General features: G+C 65.1%; 14 protein-coding genes. 11 read left to right on the forward strand and 3 right to left on the reverse strand.

Features of this window, described 5'->3' with window-relative positions; translation table 11 throughout:
• On the forward strand, positions 1-264 hold a 264-nt coding region (locus tag B0G83_RS37220; protein WP_146120291.1), incomplete at its 5' end, for an integrase core domain-containing protein.
• 43 nt (positions 265-307) lie between these two features.
• Here B0G83_RS37220 and B0G83_RS37225 read toward each other — a convergent pair.
• Positions 308-661, reverse strand: coding sequence for an ecotin precursor (locus B0G83_RS37225; RefSeq protein ID WP_105512255.1), 354 nt, complete (start codon positions 659-661; stop codon positions 308-310).
• Positions 662-962: 301 nt separating this feature from the next.
• Here B0G83_RS37225 and B0G83_RS37230 point away from each other — a divergent pair, with 301 nt between their 5' ends.
• The 7 genes from B0G83_RS37230 to B0G83_RS37260 all read left to right on the forward strand — a co-directional run bounded on the left by B0G83_RS37230 (position 963) and on the right by B0G83_RS37260 (position 10018).
• Positions 963-2588 (forward strand): methyl-accepting chemotaxis protein, encoded by a 1626-nt coding sequence (locus B0G83_RS37230; RefSeq protein ID WP_105512267.1) that lies wholly within the window; start codon positions 963-965, stop codon positions 2586-2588.
• Between the two features lie 58 nt (positions 2589-2646).
• Positions 2647-3111 carry a chemotaxis protein CheW gene (locus B0G83_RS37235; RefSeq protein ID WP_105512256.1) on the forward strand — a complete coding sequence of 155 codons (465 nt, stop codon included), beginning with the start codon at positions 2647-2649 and terminating at the stop codon, positions 3109-3111.
• Positions 3108-4577: a protein-glutamate O-methyltransferase CheR gene (locus B0G83_RS37240; protein WP_105512257.1), complete on the forward strand. Its 1470-nt coding sequence runs from the start codon at positions 3108-3110 to the stop codon at positions 4575-4577. The genes B0G83_RS37235 and B0G83_RS37240 overlap by 4 nt, the downstream gene beginning before the upstream one ends.
• Positions 4570-5283, forward strand: coding sequence for a chemotaxis protein CheW (locus B0G83_RS37245; RefSeq protein ID WP_105512258.1), 714 nt, complete (start codon positions 4570-4572; stop codon positions 5281-5283). The genes B0G83_RS37240 and B0G83_RS37245 overlap by 8 nt, the downstream gene beginning before the upstream one ends.
• On the forward strand, positions 5280-7796 hold the full coding sequence (locus B0G83_RS37250; protein WP_105512259.1) for a hybrid sensor histidine kinase/response regulator: 2517 nt from the start codon (positions 5280-5282) through the stop codon (positions 7794-7796). Before B0G83_RS37245 ends, B0G83_RS37250 begins: the two co-directional genes overlap by 4 nt.
• Positions 7797-7813: 17 nt before the next feature.
• Positions 7814-8827 carry a chemotaxis response regulator protein-glutamate methylesterase gene (locus B0G83_RS37255; RefSeq protein ID WP_105512260.1) on the forward strand — a complete coding sequence of 338 codons (1014 nt, stop codon included), beginning with the start codon at positions 7814-7816 and terminating at the stop codon, positions 8825-8827.
• Positions 8828-8899: 72 nt separating this feature from the next.
• Complete coding sequence (locus B0G83_RS37260) at positions 8900-10018, forward strand: diguanylate cyclase (RefSeq protein ID WP_105512261.1); 1119 nt, start codon at positions 8900-8902, stop codon at positions 10016-10018.
• A 4-nt stretch (positions 10019-10022) separates the two neighbouring features.
• On the opposite strand, the gene mdeB is transcribed toward B0G83_RS37260, so the two are convergent.
• Positions 10023-12776 carry an alpha-ketoglutarate dehydrogenase gene (gene mdeB / locus B0G83_RS37265; RefSeq protein ID WP_105512262.1) on the reverse strand — a complete coding sequence of 918 codons (2754 nt, stop codon included), beginning with the start codon at positions 12774-12776 and terminating at the stop codon, positions 10023-10025.
• Positions 12777-12929: 153 nt separating this feature from the next.
• Here mdeB and B0G83_RS37270 point away from each other — a divergent pair, with 153 nt between their 5' ends.
• Positions 12930-13457, forward strand: coding sequence for an Lrp/AsnC family transcriptional regulator (locus B0G83_RS37270; RefSeq protein WP_105512263.1), 528 nt, complete (start codon positions 12930-12932; stop codon positions 13455-13457).
• A gap of 5 nt (positions 13458-13462) precedes the next feature.
• On the opposite strand, the gene B0G83_RS37275 is transcribed toward B0G83_RS37270, so the two are convergent.
• Complete coding sequence (locus B0G83_RS37275; RefSeq protein ID WP_105512264.1) at positions 13463-14275, reverse strand: SDR family oxidoreductase; 813 nt, start codon at positions 14273-14275, stop codon at positions 13463-13465.
• 182 nt (positions 14276-14457) lie between these two features.
• On the opposite strand from B0G83_RS37275, the gene B0G83_RS37280 reads away from it, so the two are divergent.
• Together B0G83_RS37280 and B0G83_RS37285 are read left to right on the forward strand one after the other, a co-directional pair.
• Positions 14458-15393, forward strand: coding sequence for a GlxA family transcriptional regulator (locus B0G83_RS37280; protein ID WP_105512265.1), 936 nt, complete (start codon positions 14458-14460; stop codon positions 15391-15393).
• A 72-nt stretch (positions 15394-15465) separates the two neighbouring features.
• On the forward strand, positions 15466-15891 hold the full coding sequence (locus tag B0G83_RS37285) for an HIT family protein (RefSeq protein WP_105512266.1): 426 nt from the start codon (positions 15466-15468) through the stop codon (positions 15889-15891).
• Positions 15892-16147 lie beyond the last annotated feature (256 nt).

The following is a 16147-nucleotide window of genomic DNA, read 5'->3' on the forward strand; positions in this document are numbered from 1 at the left end:
ACCTGCTCAATGACCGACGGCTATGACTGCTACCAGAACGCACTGGCCGAGCGCATCAACGGCATTCTGAAAACGGAACTGTTGCTGCATCGTCCTGCCAATCTGGCCCAGGCTGTGCGCATGGTCAGACAGTCGGTGCAGATCTACAACAGCGAACGGCCACATCACTCGCTCAAATACAAAACGCCCGATGAAGTTCATCGGGCGTCGTTAAGGGGGTATCTTTACCAGCCGGATACCCCGGCAAAACCTGTCAACCTATAGCAGGACGGGTCATTGTACGGCGCGCGTCAGGCGCGTCCGACGCTTACCAACCCGGCTGAGGCTGCGGATAGCCCGGATAACCGTATTGCGCTTGCGGAGGAGGCGGTGCACCGCAGGCGACATAGGCGCCGCTGTACTGGTCGTAGCACGCTCCCGGCGGCGGCCCGGCATACACCGGCGCAGGTTGATACACCGGTTGCGCATACACCGGCTGCGCATAGACCGGTTGCTGGTAAGCCACCACCGGCGCTGGATTCAACGCCGAGGTCACCACCGCGCCCAACAACGCACCGCCTATCAGCGCACCGACCACGTCGCCGCCATTGCCATGAGCCGAGGCTTGCCCCGCCACGCTCAGACTCCCAATCATCACCAACGCCACTGCGATCTTTTTCATGTTTGACTCCCGCCGTTGAGGCATGGAACGGATTGTGGAGGTCGCGGGCGGAAATAGATGCTGCAAGTGGTAACGAGACATTACCCGTGTAACCGCCGCGCGACGCGCGTCGCAGGCCGTTTCCCCTGAAGTCCCGCCGCTCAATGAGATCAGCCCCCCAATCCGCCGATCAATGTAAAATTCGCCGCACAAGCTGTCGGATCAATCCGGCGGCCCGCAAAGCTTTCCGATCCCTCGACCCCAAGACATCCCACGTCGACCAGGCGGGTTCGAGACACAGCCAAAAGTAAGGGGCGTGCGCGTGAAACAATGGACCATCCGGCAACGGATTCTGTGCAGCTTCGGGATCGTGCTGATCGTGATGCTGGCAATGGCGATCGTCACTTTCGAACAGCTCGGCGGCATCGACCGCAACGCCAAGAGCCAGCAGCAGGACTCCATGCCCGGCCTCTACTACGCTACCGCCATGCGCGCGGCGTGGTTCGAGAATTACTCCGTCACGCAGCGCCTCATCTATGTCGACGCGGACCCTGATACGGTCAAGCGCGACACCTCGCGTTTGCAGGAAACCCAGCAGACTCTCCAGAAGCTGCTCAACGACTACAGCGCGACCATCTTTCGCGACGTCGACCGTGACCTCTTCAACGATTTCCGTCAGCAGCAGGCGCAGTACGTGCCGATCCAGGCATCGTTGCTGAGCGTCCTGCCGGGTTCGAAAGACAACGCCGCGCGCATCTTCAACACGCAACTCACGCCGATCTGGGAAACCGGCCGGCTGTCGGTGCGCAAGCTGGTCGACAACAATAAGAGCTACGCCGACGAGTCCGCCGAAAGCATTCGCGGCTCGGTGGAAGCGACTCGCATCGTGCTGCTGGTGATGCTCCTGCTCGCCGCGGCCGTCGCCGTGCTGTCGGGCTACTGGCTGCTCCGCGCGGTCACCACGCCGATGGCCAAGGTGCTGCAGGTCGTCGACGTCATGCGCACGGGCGATCTGACGCAACGTCTGCAACTGAATCGCGCCGACGAAATCGGCGCGCTCGAAGCGGGCTTCAACCGCATGACCGACGAACTCACGGCGCTGGTCGGCCAGGCGCAGAAATCGGCGGTGCAGGTCACCACGTCGGTCACGGAAATTGCCGCGACCTCGCGTGAACAGCAGGCCACCGCGAACGAAACCGCGGCCACCACCACCGAGATCGGCGCCACTTCGCGTGAGATCTTCGCGACCTCCCGCGATCTGCTGCGCACCATGAACGAAGTCTCCGAGGTGGCCGGCCAGTCGGCGGCGCTCGCGGGCACCGGTCACGCCGGTCTCGCGCGCATGGAAGAAACCATGCGCCTCGTGATGGAAGCGGCCGGCTCGGTCAACGCGAAGCTCGCGATCCTCAACGAGAAGGCCAGCAACATCAACCAGGTCGTCGCCACCATTACCAAGGTCGCGGATCAAACGAACCTGCTGTCGCTGAACGCAGCGATCGAAGCCGAGAAAGCCGGCGAATACGGCCGCGGCTTCGCGGTCGTGGCCACCGAAATCCGCCGCCTCGCCGATCAGACCGCGGTCGCGACGTACGACATCGAACAGATGGTCAAGGAGATCCAGTCGGCGGTGGCCGCGGGTGTGATGGGCATGGACAAGTTCTCCGAAGAAGTGCGCCGCGGCATGCTCGACGTGCAGAACGTGGGCGGCCATCTCACGCAGATCATCCAGCAGGTGCAACAGCTCGCGCCGCGCTTCTCGATGGTCAACGAAGGCATGCAGACCCAGGCGACCGGCGCCGAACAGATCACCCAGGCGTTGACGCAGCTCTCGGAAGCCGCCCAGCAGACGGCGGAATCGCTGCGCCAGTCGACCCAGGCGATCGACGATCTGACGCACGTCGCCAACAGTCTGCGCACGGGTGTGTCGCGCTTCAAGGTCATGGCCTGACGCGCGTCAGCGCGCAACCAAGCCAGACACCGCCCCCGTCCAGCCACCGCTCACGCCGATGCTCTTCATCCTCTTCACGCTCGATAGCGAACGCTACGTGATCGACGCGACGCAGGTGGAGCGTCTGATGCCGATCACGCCGCAGTCGCCGCCGAAGACGATCCCCGGTGCGCCGTCATGGGTCGCCGGCGTGCTGGATCACGAGGGCGCGCCCTTACCGCTGATCGATCTGCCGGCGCTCGCGCTCGGCCGCCCCGCCGCGCAGCTCATGTCGACGCGCGTGGTGCTGGTGCGCTATCCGTACAGGGGCGCCGTGCGCCTGCTCGCCCTGCTGCTCGAAGGCGCGACCCGCACCTTGCGTCTGGACGCCGACGCGTTTCACGACGCCGGCATCGACCTGCCGCACGCGCGCTATCTCGGCCCAGTCGCGAGCGAAGCCGGCGGTCTGGTGCAATGGATTCGCGTCGAGCATCTGCTGCCCGACGACGTCAGGGCATTGCTGTTTCCCGAGGCGCACGCATGAACGCGCATCACGACAACGCGCCGCTGTACCGACGCTTCGCCGAGTTACTGCACCGGGCCATGGGGCTCGACGCGGCGTCGCTCGGTCATAGCGCGATCGAGCGCGCGGTCGACCAACGCGCCGCGGCCTGGTACGCGGACGGTCACGCCGACGCCACACTCGCCGACTACCTGAACGCCGCGCTGACGTCGCCGGCGATCGTGCAGGCGTTGATCGAAACCGTGGTGGTGCCCGAGACCTGGTTCTATCGCGATGCCGACGCGTTCAAGGCCCTCGCGCGGCTCGCGCATGAGCGCTTGTATGAACGCGGCACCGCGCTGCCGCTGCGCATTCTGAGCTTGCCGTGTTCAACCGGCGAAGAGCCGTACACCATCGCGATGAGCTTGCTCGACGCGGGCATCGACGCCGCGCAATTGCGTATCGACGCGATGGATATCAGCGAGCGCTCGCTCGCCGTCGCGCAACGAGCGCACTACGGCCGCAATTCGTTTCGCGGCAATGCGTTTCCGTTCCGCGACGCGCACTTCGCGCGCACCGAAGACGGCTGGCGTCTCGCGCCGCGCATCGTCGATACGGTGCGATTTTCGCGCGCCAATCTGATGCAACTCGACGCGGCGGCGCTGGGCGTCTACGACTTCGTGTTCTGCCGCAACGTGCTGATCTACTTCGATCGTGAAGCGCAGCAGACCGCGCTGCACGCGCTCAATCACGTGCTGGCCGAAAACGGCACGTTGTTCGTCGGTCCGGCCGAAACCGGGCTGCTGATGCGTTACGGCATGCAGTCGGCGAAGATTCCGCTGGCGTTCGCCTTCCATCGCGCCACGCCAGGCGACACGCAGTTGAACGGTTGGCCTACCGCACCGCTTGCTACCGCCGCCGCGCTCGCGATGACACACGCGCCGGTACCCGCGCTCGCTCCGTTGCCAGTGTTCTCGGCCGAGCCGTTCGCGTGGCCCGATCCGGTTGCGCGCACATCGATCAACCGCGCGGCGTTCAACGGCATCGCCGCCGGGGCCGTCGCGCCACTCAACGACGCAACGTCGTCGGCGCCGCTTCATGGTAGTTCGCTGTCGGCGGCGTTTAAGCCGCCCATGACTTCATCGCAAGCGCACAACACGCTGCCGCCAGTCGCCCCCGCGCCGACCAACGCCGCCCGCGACAGTCTGGAAGCCGCGCACGCACTCGCCGACGCCGGCCGTCTCGCGGAAGCCGCCACGGCGATCAACGTTTATCTGGAACAACACGCGCCGCACGCCGACGCGTTTTATCTGCTCGGCGTATTGGCCGACGCCAACGGCGAAACGAACCTCGCGCGCGGCCACTATCGCAAAGCGCTTTATCTCGATCCGCAGCACACGGAGGCGCTTGCTCATCTGGCGACGCTGCTCGAACTCGAAGGCGACCGCAACGGCGCGCGTCTGTTGATGCAACGCGCGTCGCGCACCCAGGGAGCGCAACGTGGCTGACACGCAGACGATCGGCTTCGACGATTGCTGGAACCGCATCGGCGTGCGCGGAGATTCGTCGTGCGAGCGTCTCGACGACTATGTGCGCTGCCTGAATTGCCCGGTGTTCGAAGCGGCCGCAGCCCGATTGCTGGAGCGGCCGATTCCGCGCGTGGATCTCGCGCTGCATGAAGCGCGCGCGCCAGGACAGGTTCGCTCAATAAACGAAGGGCAAAACGCGAGCGAATCCTTCCTCGTCTTTCGTATCGGCGACGAATGGCTGGCGTTGCCCACGCCGATCTTCAAACGCATCGTGCAGACGCGGCCGATTCATACGCTGCCGCATCGGCAGCATCGCGCGGTGCTGGGCGTGGTGAATGTGCAGGGCGAGTTGCTGGTGTGTCTGTCGCTCGCGCATCTGCTCGGTTTCGACGCCGGCGGCGCTGCGCAAGACACGCGCGACGAGCGCATGGGTCGCGACGCCCGCGCGCGGCACGACCTGCCGCGTCTGCTCGTGGTCTCGCGCGGCGAAGAGCACGCGGTGTTGCCGGTCGACCAGGTTGACGGCGTGCACCGGATCGCGCTCGACAGTTTCTGCCCGCCGCCCGCCACGCTGTCGCAAGCAGCCGCCGCGCACACGCGCGCGGTCGCGCCGTGGCGCGGCATGAGCGTCGGCCTGCTCGACGCCGACGCGCTATTCGATACCTTGAACCGGAGTCTCGGATGACGGACGACCCGCGCCGCCCGTCGCTGATCGATCTTTTCCGCGAAGAAGCGCGGACCCAGGCACGCGTGCTGAACGACGGCCTGCTCGCGCTCGACCGTGCGCCGCGCGACGCCGCCGCGCTCGAAGCCTGCATGCGTGCCGCGCATTCGCTGAAGGGCGCGGCGCGGATCGTCGGCGTGCAGGTCGGCGTCGAACTCGCGCACGAGATGGAGGAATGCTTCGTCGCCGCGCAGGAAGGGCGCGCGTTGCTCGACGCGGCGTGGATCGACGCGTTGCTGCGCGGCGTGGATATCATTGCGCGCATCGGCAATGACGAGGATGAATCGTCCCGCGATGCGGTCGGCATCTGCGTCGCGGCGTTGCATGCGCGGATGGCGGGCGTACCGCCGCATGGGGCGGCGACGCGCAGCGGGTTTGCGTCGGGTGCTGACTCGGCGTCGGCTGCCAGCTCCACGGCGGCTCACGGTTCTACGCCCGTTACGCCGGCCGCTCCCGCCGCATCCGCACCGAGCACGGCGACACCCTCGCCTGCTGACGCCGACACGCCCCCGGCATTCGACCCCGACGCCGCCTTCAACCTGCTAGCCGAAGCGCTACGAGCTGAAGCGAAGTCGACCGCGTCCGTGCCTGCTAACGCACTCGAAGAGCCAGCGGCCGCCCTGCTGCCTTCATCGCCCTCAGCGGCCGCCTCGACCGTCGCCGGCAACGCCATCAGCGCGCCGCCCGCAACAACCGCAACGCCCTCCGCGACCACCACCACCGAATCCGGCCGCATGCTGCGCGTACGCGCGGACAACCTCGACCGCCTGCTGTCGCTGTCCGGCGAATCGCTGGTCGAATCGCGCTGGCTGAAACCCTTCGCGCAATCGATGCTGCGCATCAAACGCGTCCATCGCGACGGCACTCGCGCGCTCGATCAACTGCACGAAACGCTCGCCGACCTCAAGCTCGACCCACGCGCCCAGGCCGCGCTCGAAGAAGTGCGCCGTCTCACCGCCGAATCGCAGCACCTGCTCGCCGAGCGCCTAGCCGATCTGGAAAGCTTCGACCGTCGCTCGACGCATCTGTCGCAGCAACTCTACGACGCCGCGTTGCAATGCCGGATGCGCCCCTTCGGCGACGGCACTGGCGGACTCGCGCGGATGGTGCGCGACGTCGCGCGTTCGCTCGGTAAAAAGGTGCGCTGGCAACTGGTCGGCGAATCGACCCAGGTGGACCGCGACATTCTCGATCTGCTCGAGGCGCCGCTCGGCCACATGCTGCGCAATGCGCTCGACCACGGCATCGAAGCGCCCGCCGTGCGCATGGCGCGCGGCAAGCCGGAAGAAGGCACGCTCACGCTCGACGCTCGCCACACCGCCGGCGCGCTGCTCATCACGGTGTCCGACGACGGCGCGGGCATCGACCTCGACGCGTTGCGCGCGTCGATCGTGCACAAGAAGCTCGCGAGCGACGAAACCGCCGCGCGTCTGTCCGAAGCCGAATTGCTCGAATTCCTGCTGCTGCCCGGCTTTTCGCTGCGCGATCAGGTGACCGATCTCTCCGGCCGCGGCGTCGGACTCGACGCCGTGCACGACGTCGTCAAACGCGTGCGCGGCACCGTGCGCATCACCCATGAACCCGGCCTCGGCACGCGCGTGCAACTGCAGTTGCCGCTCACGCTGTCGGTGATCCGCAGCCTGTTGATCGAAGTCGCGGGCGAGCCGTACGCCGTGCCGCTCGCGCATGTGAACCGCACGTTGAACGTGAGCCGCGCGGAGATCGAACTGCTCGAAGGCCATCAGCACATCGCCTTCGCCGGGCGGCGCATCGGCGTCGTCACCGCGCATCAGATTCTGGACACCGCGCCACCCGGCGATCAAAGCGACGCCGTCAGCATGATCGTGATCGGCGACGGTCCGCACACGTACGGCGTGGTGGTGGACCGTTTTCTCGGCGAGCGGATGCTGGTGGTGCAGCCGCTCGACCCGCGCCTCGGCAAGGTCCGCAATATCACCGCCGGCGCGTTGATGGAAAACGGCGACCCCGTGCTGATCGCCGACGTCGACGACTGGCTGCGTTCGGTCGAACGGCTCGTCGCGGGCGGCGATCTGAAGCACACGCAACATGGCATCGCGCAGGTGGCCCAGCGCACCACTCGTCGCGTGCTGGTGGTCGACGACTCGCTCACTGTGCGCGAACTCGAACGCAAGCTGCTGGCCACGCGCGGCTACGACGTCACGATCGCCGTCGACGGCATGGACGGCTGGAACGCGGTGCGCGGCGAGCGCTTCGACCTCGTCATTACCGACATCGACATGCCGCGCATGGACGGCATCGAACTGGTCACGCTGATCAAACGCGATCCGCAGTTGCAGTCGCTGCCGGTGATGATAGTTTCCTATAAAGATCGCGAAGAAGACCGTCGCGCCGGCCTGAACGCCGGTGCCGACTACTATCTGGCGAAAGGCAGTTTTCACGACGAAGCACTACTCGATGCGGTGCGTGATCTGATTGGCGAAGCTTACGGCTAAGCCCGGGGGTAAAACGGATGAAAATCGGAATCGTCAACGACATGCCGCTCGCCATCGAGGCGCTACGCCGCGCGCTCGCGGCGCGCCACGACTACGACGTGCTATGGGTCGCGCAAGACGGCCAGCAGGCGGTTGATTTCTGCACCGCGCAGCGGCCCGACATCGTGCTGATGGACCTGGTGATGCCGAATGTGGACGGCATCGAGGCCACGCGCCGCATCATGGCGCGCGCGCCGTGCGCGATCCTGATCGTGACCGTCGACGTCGGCGCGAACGCGTGGCGCGTCTATGAAGCGATGGGCGCGGGCGCGCTCGACGCCGTCGACACGCCGTCGCTGAGCGGGCCCGACGCGCACAAGAGCATCGCCACGCTGATCGCGAAGATCGACCGCATCGGCGCGCTGGTCAAGGAGCGCATCGCGCCCGGCGCGGCCGCTGCCGGCGCGCCCGTCAGCGCGACCAGCCGCGATACGCCGCTGGTGGCGATCGGTGCATCGGCCGGTGGGCCCGCCGCGCTCGCCACGCTGCTCGCCGGATTGCCCAAAGACTTCCCGGCGGCGACCGTGATCGTGCAGCACGTCGACGCCGCGTTCGCGGCCGGCATGGCCGACTGGCTGAACCAGCAATCGGCGTTGCCGGTGCGGATCGCCCGCGAAGGCGACCGGCCGCAAGCGGGCGTGGTGCTGCTCGCCGCCACCGACGATCACCTGCACCTCAAGTTGCCGAACGTACTCGGCTACACGCGGGTGCCGGAAGAAACGCCGTATCGCCCTTCCGTCGACGTGTTTTTCCACAGCGTGGTGGCCCGCTGGCCGGCGCGCGCGGTCGGCGTGCTGTTGACCGGCATGGGGCGCGACGGCGCGATCGGCCTCAAGGCGATGCGCACCAAGGGCTATCACACGATCGCGCAGGACGAAGCGACATGCGCCGTGTACGGCATGCCAAAGGCGGCCGCCGCGCTCGATGCCGCCGTCAGGATCCTGCCCTTACCGAGGATTGCTACTGCACTCACGGCTGCGATCAGCCCATGATTGGCGCACACTGTTCGCGCGACCGCATCTGAGCACGCTTCGATTCACTGACATTCATTCTGGCTGAACATCATGGACACTCCTAAACCGCATCGGAACGCCGTCGCGCAGGACCTCGCAGAAGACGACGCGAACGCGCAGGCGCAAGCGTTGGAAGCGGAGGACGCCCCTAATCTCGCCGTCGACGACGCGTTGGCCCGCATCCTCGGTAATCCGCCCGCCGCCGAATGCCCGATCATGGTGTTGCTGGTCGACGACCAGGCGATCATCGCCGAAGCGATCCGGCTGGCGCTGGCCGGCGAGTCGAGCGTCGATTTCCATTACTGCGCGTCGCCCGAAGAAGCGGTGCGCTGCGCCGACGAAACGCGCGCCACCGTGATCCTGCAAGACCTCGTGATGCCGGGCACCGACGGCCTCACGCTGGTGCGTCAATACCGGCAGAATCCGGCCACGCGCGACATTCCTATCATCGTGCTGTCAACCAAGGAAGAGCCGCTGGTGAAAAGCGCGGCGTTCGCCGCCGGCGCCAACGACTATCTGGTGAAGCTGCCGGACCGCATCGAGTTGATCGCGCGGATTCGTTATCACTCGCGCTCGTATCTGAACCTGCTGCAACGCGACGAGGCGTATCAGGCGCTGCGCCAGTCGCAACAGCAGTTGCTCGCGACCAATCTGGAACTGCAGCGGCTCACGCATTCGGACGGTTTGACGGGGCTGTCGAATCGCCGTTACCTCGATCAGTATCTGGCCGCCGAATGGCGCCGCGCCACGCGCGACAGAACCGGCCTCGGTTTCCTGATGATCGATGTGGATAACTTCAAGGCCTACAACGACACCTACGGTCACGTCGCCGGCGACGAAGTGCTCAAACGCGTCGCGCAAACCGTCGAAGCCTGCCTGGGTCGCTCACCGGATCTCGCGGCGCGTTTCGGCGGCGAAGAGTTCGCGGTGGTGTTGCCGGGCACGTCGTCGGGTGGCTTGCGGCTGCTGGCCGAGAAGATCCGCATCGCGATCGAAGGACTCGCGATTCCGCATGCGGGCTCCGCAAGCGGCGTGGTGACGATCAGCATCGGCGCGGCGATGCTGGTGCCGTCGGTGGCCGAGCCGGTGACGAAGCTGATCGAAGCCGCCGACGTCGGCCTGTATCGCGCCAAGCGGGATGGAAAGAACCAGGTGGCGGTGAGCGACTGATCGTTCAGCGTTGCCAGGACGCGGCGCCGGGCGCTGCGTCACCCAGATATCGGGCCCTCGCTTCAGCGAGCACGGCGGCCTCGACGGCGCCCTCGTCCACCAGCGCTTTCAGTGCGGCGATCACAATGGAGCGGCGGTCCACTTCGAAGAATTCGCGCAGCGCCTGGCGCGTGTCGCTGCGGCCGAAACCATCGGTGCCGAGCGTCACGTAGCGGCGTGGCACGTAGGCGCGAATCAATTCGGGCACCGCGCGCACATAGTCCGTTGCGGCAATGATCGGGCCTTGCGATACAGCGAGCGCCTGGGTGACATAGGGCGTGTCGCTCTCGGCATCGATGCTTTTGCCGAGCCGCGCAAGCCGCTCCGCCGCCATCCCGTCGCGCTGCAACTCCGTGAAACTCGTGACGCTCCACACGGCGGCGGTGATCTGCCAGTCGTCCTTGAGCATCTGCCGCGCCGCGATCACTTCGCCGAGAATCGCGCCCGCGCCGAGTAACTGCACCGTGGCTGGCGCGGCACCTTCCTGCTGAGCGTCCAACGCGTAAATGCCCTTCAGAATCCCCGTTTTCAATGTCGCCCAATCGCCGTCCGGCACGGAAGGCTGCGCGTAGTTTTCGTTCATCACGGTGACGTAATAGAACACGTCGCGCTGCGCGTCGACCATCTCGCGCATGCCTTCGTCGACGATCGCGGCAAGCTCGTACGCGAACGCAGGATCGTAAGCGCAGCAATTCGGAATCGTCGATGCCGCCAGATGGCTCGATCCGTCCTGATGCTGTAAGCCCTCGCCGCCGAGCGTCGTCTTGCCCGACGTCGCGCCGATCAGAAAACCTCTTGCGCGCTGATCCGCCGCCGCCCAGATCAGATCGCCGATGCGCTGGAAACCGAACATCGAGTAGTAGATGTAGAACGGCAGCATCGGCAGATCGTGCACGCTGTACGACGTCGCCGCCGCGATCCACGACGACACCGCGCCCGCTTCCGAAATGCCTTCCTCCAGAATCTGGCCTCGGGTGTCCTCGCGGTAGTAGAGCATCGAGCCAAGGTCTTCCGGCTCGTACAACTGCCCGAGCGGCGAATAAATGCCGACCTGGCGGAACATGTTCGCCATGCCGAAGGTGCGCGCCTCGTCGGCGACGATCGGCACCACGCGCGGGCCGACTTCCTTGTCCTTCAGCAGCGCGGTCAGCATGCGTACCAGCGCCATGGTCGTGGACATTTCGCGGCCGTTCGAGTCCAGCGCGAATTGCCCCCAGGAGGACACCGGCGGGACGATCAGCCCCGTCGATGCGACTCTCCGCCTTCTGGGCAGATAGCCTCCGAGAGCCGCCCGGCGAGCATGCAGGTACTGCATTTCCGGGCTGTCCGCTGCGGGTTGGTAAAACTTCACCTGTTCGACGTCGTGGTCCGTTAGCGGCAGTCGGAAACGGTCGCGAAACGCCTTCAGGTCGTCGAAATCGAGTTTCTTCTGTTGATGGGTGGTCATGCGGCCCTGCCCCGCGGCGCCCATGCCGAAGCCTTTCATCGTCTTCGCCAGGATCACCGTCGGCTGGCCTCGATGTGCCAACGCCGTCGCGTAGGCCGCATGCAGCTTGCGCACGTCGTGACCGCCGCGCCGCAAACGGTCGATGTCGTCGTCGCTCAACTGCGCGGCGAGCGCGGCCAGGTCCGGGTTCTGGCCGAAGAAGCGTTCGCGGTTGTACGCGCCGTCGTTCGCCGAGAAGGTCTGGAATTGACCGTCGACGGTCTGCGCGAATGCGCGCAGCAACGCGCCGGTGCGGTCGCGCGAGAACAGCGCGTCCCAGTCCGAGCCCCACAGCACCTTGATCACATTCCAGCCGGCGCCGACGAAATGCGCCTCCAGTTCGTCGATGATGCGGCCGTTGCTGCGCACCGGACCGTCGAGCCGCTGCAGATTGCAGTTGATGACGAACACCAGGTTGTCGAGCCCCTCGCGCGCGGCGAGCGACAGCGCACCGGTCGATTCCGGTTCGTCCATTTCGCCGTCACCGAAGAAACCCCACACCTTGCGGCCGTCGGTTTGGGCGAGGCCACGGTTGGCCAGGTAGCGCATGAAGCGCGCCTGGTAAATCGCATTGATCGGGCCGATACCCATCGAGCCGGTCGGGAACTGCCAGAAGTCCGGCATCAGCCACGGATGCGGATACGAACACAATCCCGGGCCGCCGATTTCGCGCCGGTAATGCTGCAGGTTCTCCTCGGACAGAAAGCCTTCGAGGTAAGCCCGCGCATACACGCCCGGCGACGAATGCGGCTGGAAGTAGACGAGGTCGCCCGTGCCCTCCTCTCCGCCCGGCGCCGCCGCGCGGAAGAAATGGTTGAAGCCGACTTCGAACAGATCCGCCGCCGATGCATAGCTCGCGATATGACCGCCGAGTTCGCCATAAGCCTTGTTCGCACGCACCACCATGGCGAGTGCGTTCCAGCGCAAGGCGGCGGCAAGCCGTTCTTCGAGTTCGAGGTTGCCCGGATAGCGCGGCTGCTGCTCGAACGGAATCGTGTTCTGGTACGGCGTGACATTGGTGCGCGCCGATTCGACACCGAGCGACAGCGCGTGGCTCGCCAGCTTATCGAACAGAAACTGCGCGCGGTCGCGGCCGACGTGTTGGACCACCGCATCGAGCGCGTCGAGCCATTCGGCAGTTTCCTGCGGATCGGTATCCGCCGGCTCCGCACCGTCGACTTGCTGCGCATTCAACGCCCGCACCTGCTCGTTACCGTTGGACAAATCCGTCATGGCACCACTCCCGCAATCAACGCGTTCGGCTCAAGATCGAGTGAGTCAATGGTAACCATGAGGTCACAAAATGAGCGTCTGAATTGCTTGTGAGCAGCGGCTGAGATAGGCTATTTATTCCGAAATTCGCCGCCCACACGGAATATTTCATCTATGACGACGCCACCCCGGCGGCTCGACCGCATCGACATCGGTATCCTCAGCCAGTTGCAGCAGAACGCGCGCATCACCAATGCGGATCTGGCGCGGTCGGTGAATCTGTCGCCCACGCCGTGCTTCAACCGCGTGCGCGCGCTCGAAAAGCTGGGTTTGTTCAAGCAGCAGGTCACGCTGCTCAATCCGGAACCGCTCGGGCTGCGCATCAACGTGTTCATTCAGGTGAGTCTGGAAAAACAGGTGGAAGACGCGCTGCAGCGTTTCGAGCAGGCGATTTCGGCGCGCCCCGAGGTGATGGAGTGCTATCTGATGACGGGCGACGCCGACTATCTGTTACGCGTCGTGATGCCGGACATGCAAACGCTCGAGCGCTTCATCGTCGACCATCTGACGAAGATTCCGGGTATCTCGAATATCCGGTCGAGTTTTGCGCTCAAGCAGGTGCGGTATAAAACGGCGCTGCCGTTGCCGTCGTCGGGATTGACGCTGGTCGATCCCGACGACGTGGCGACGGATTGGCGCTAGGGCCTTCAGGCCGCGTTGGCGCGCGCGTAACGCGCGGCGGGCTGCTGACGCGACAGATTCGGCTTCAACTCCTGACGCGCGGTGTTGAAGCGCTCCCAATCCGCCGCGTCCGGCAACGACGGAATCGTCACCAGTTCTCCTTGGTCCAGACCGGCGAGCGCCGCGTCCACCATGTCTTCGGCGGTCATCACGATCTGTGCGGGCAAATGCTCGACCGCGAGTCCGGCGCGGTCCCAGAACGCCGTGCTGGTCGCGCCCGGCAACACCGCTTGCAACTGCACGCCCTTGTCGCCCACTTCGTGTTGCAGCGACTGCGTCAGATTCAAGACATAGGCCTTGGTGCCGCTATACGTGCCGTTCAACATCTCCGGCGACAACGCCACGACCGACGAGACATTGATCAGAATCCCCTTGCCGCGCGCGACGAAACCCGGCACGGCCGCCGCCGTCAGGCGCGTGAGCGCGGTCACGTTCAGCTCGATCATCTGTTCGAGCGCGTCGACGTCGGAATCGATCAGCGACGCCGTCGCGCCGACGCCCGCGTTATTGACCAGCATCGTGATGTTCTGGTCCACGCGCAGCCGGTCTTCGATGCGGCGCGTATCGGCCTTGACGGTCAGATCCGCGCCGATGGTCTCGACGTTGCGACCGGTAGCCTGCTTCAGACGCTCGGCCAGGCCGTTCAGCCGTGCGACGTCCCGTGCGACCAGAATCAGGTCGTAACCGCGCCGCGCGAGGCGGTCCGCGTACACCGCGCCGATGCCCGACGATGCGCCCGTTACCAATGCCGTTCCCTTGCTGTTTGCTTGCGTTGCCATTTGAAGCGCTCCTTGCGGGCGTGGCGCATCGCGCCTTTGCCCAGTCAGAAATCAGATGAATGAAAAACCCGGAAACCGCCACTGCCGTGCCGTTTCAGCGCGCACTGCAGGTTGACGAGGCAAGTCTAGACGCGTAGTCTTTCGTCTCAAATATCGTAATTACCTCGTTTTAGGACATCGCAATGAGACACGTCGGCGTGGTGGTTTTTCCGGGCTTCCAGATCCTCGATATGGTCGCGATCTCGGTGTTCGAACTGGCTAACCTGGTGGCCGGGCAGCCCGAATATCAGGTCGAGGTGATTTCCGAACTCGGCGGCACGGTGCGCAGTTCGTCCGGTGTGGAGGTCGTCTCGCGGCCGTTCGGCGATCCCGGCTACGACACCGTGGTCGTGACAGGCGCCATGGAAATCGCGCCGTCGTCGCCCGGCATGCTGACGTTTCTGAACGACGCGCTCGCTGCGTCGCGCCGCACCACCAGCATCTGCACCGGCGCCTTCGTGCTGGCGGAGGCCGGCATTCTGGACGGCCGCCATGCCACGACCCACTGGGCGTATTCGGACGAGCTGCAACGGCGCTTTCCCGGCGCGCGGGTCGACGACGACCGCATTTTTATCGTCGACGGTTCCGTGTGGACATCCGCCGGCATGACGGCGTGTATCGACTTGTGTCTGGCGCTGGTTGAAAACGATCTCGGCACCGCCGTTTCGCGTGCGATCGCCAAGAAGCTCGTGGTGTATCACCGGCGCACCGGCGGCCAGTCGCAGTTCTCCGCCATGCTCGATCTCGAACCGAAATCCGATCGTATTCAGAGCGCGCTGTCGTACGCCAAGAACCATCTGCGGGAGCCCCTGACGGTGGAACAGCTTGCCGATGTCGCGCATCTGAGTCCGCGGCAGTTCAGCCGCGCGTTTCGCGACGAAACCCGCCAATCGCCAGCCAAAGCGATTGAAGCGTTGCGCGTGGAGGCCGCGCGCGCCATGCTGGAGGCCGGCCGTCACTCAATGGAAGCCGTCGCCGTCGACACCGGTTTCGTCGACACCGAACGCATGCGGCGCGCCTTTCTGCGGGCGTATGGCCAACCACCGCAGGCAATCAAGCGCGCGGCCCGCGCGCTGTAACAGTCGAGGCGGACAATAGAGGCGAATGCGGCATCCCTCGAACTGTCCCTGCAATCCAGGAAAGGAAGCGTGATGAACTACGACAACAGCAATCCCTTCGCGAGGATTCTGCGTGGCGAACTACCCTGCATCAAAGTCGCGGAAACCGGCACGGCGCTGGCTTTTATGGACCTGATGCCGCAAGCGGACGGCCATTTGCTGGTGGTGCCGAAAGAGGCGGCGGCGGAAATTTTCGATCTGTCGGATGCGTCGACGGTGGCCTGCATGCGCATGACGCAGAAGCTCGCGATCGCGGTGCGCGCGGCGTTGCGGCCCGATGGCGTGTTTATCGGCCAGTTCAACGGCGTGGCGGCGGGTCAAACCGTGCCGCATGTGCATTTTCATGTGATTCCGCGTTGGGACGGCCAACCGCTGCGCATGCACGGCCGCGAGGTCGCCGACGCGGATACGCTCGAAGCCCTCGCCCAACGGATTCGCGCTCATTGGCGTGCCGATTGAGGTTGAACGCTGCCGCGTATTGCGCGGTAATAACTGTAAAGGCTGATGAAACCAGCGCTGCGCGTTCACCCGTTAGACTTATCGCTGCCTTGTACCCACAAGGCATTGAGTGTGGATCTCTTTTTCAGCCTGCCCGAAACGGCAGGCTTTTTTATTGGTGCTGACCCGTCCTGAAATAAGTTGACACCTGATCCTGCGGGAAGAAGGAGAGTCAAATTGGAAACGGGTTCGAAGCGAACGCAGCGTGATTACACGC

Source organism: Paraburkholderia sp. BL21I4N1 (genome assembly GCF_002973525.1).
Lineage (GTDB): Bacteria > Pseudomonadota > Gammaproteobacteria > Burkholderiales > Burkholderiaceae > Paraburkholderia.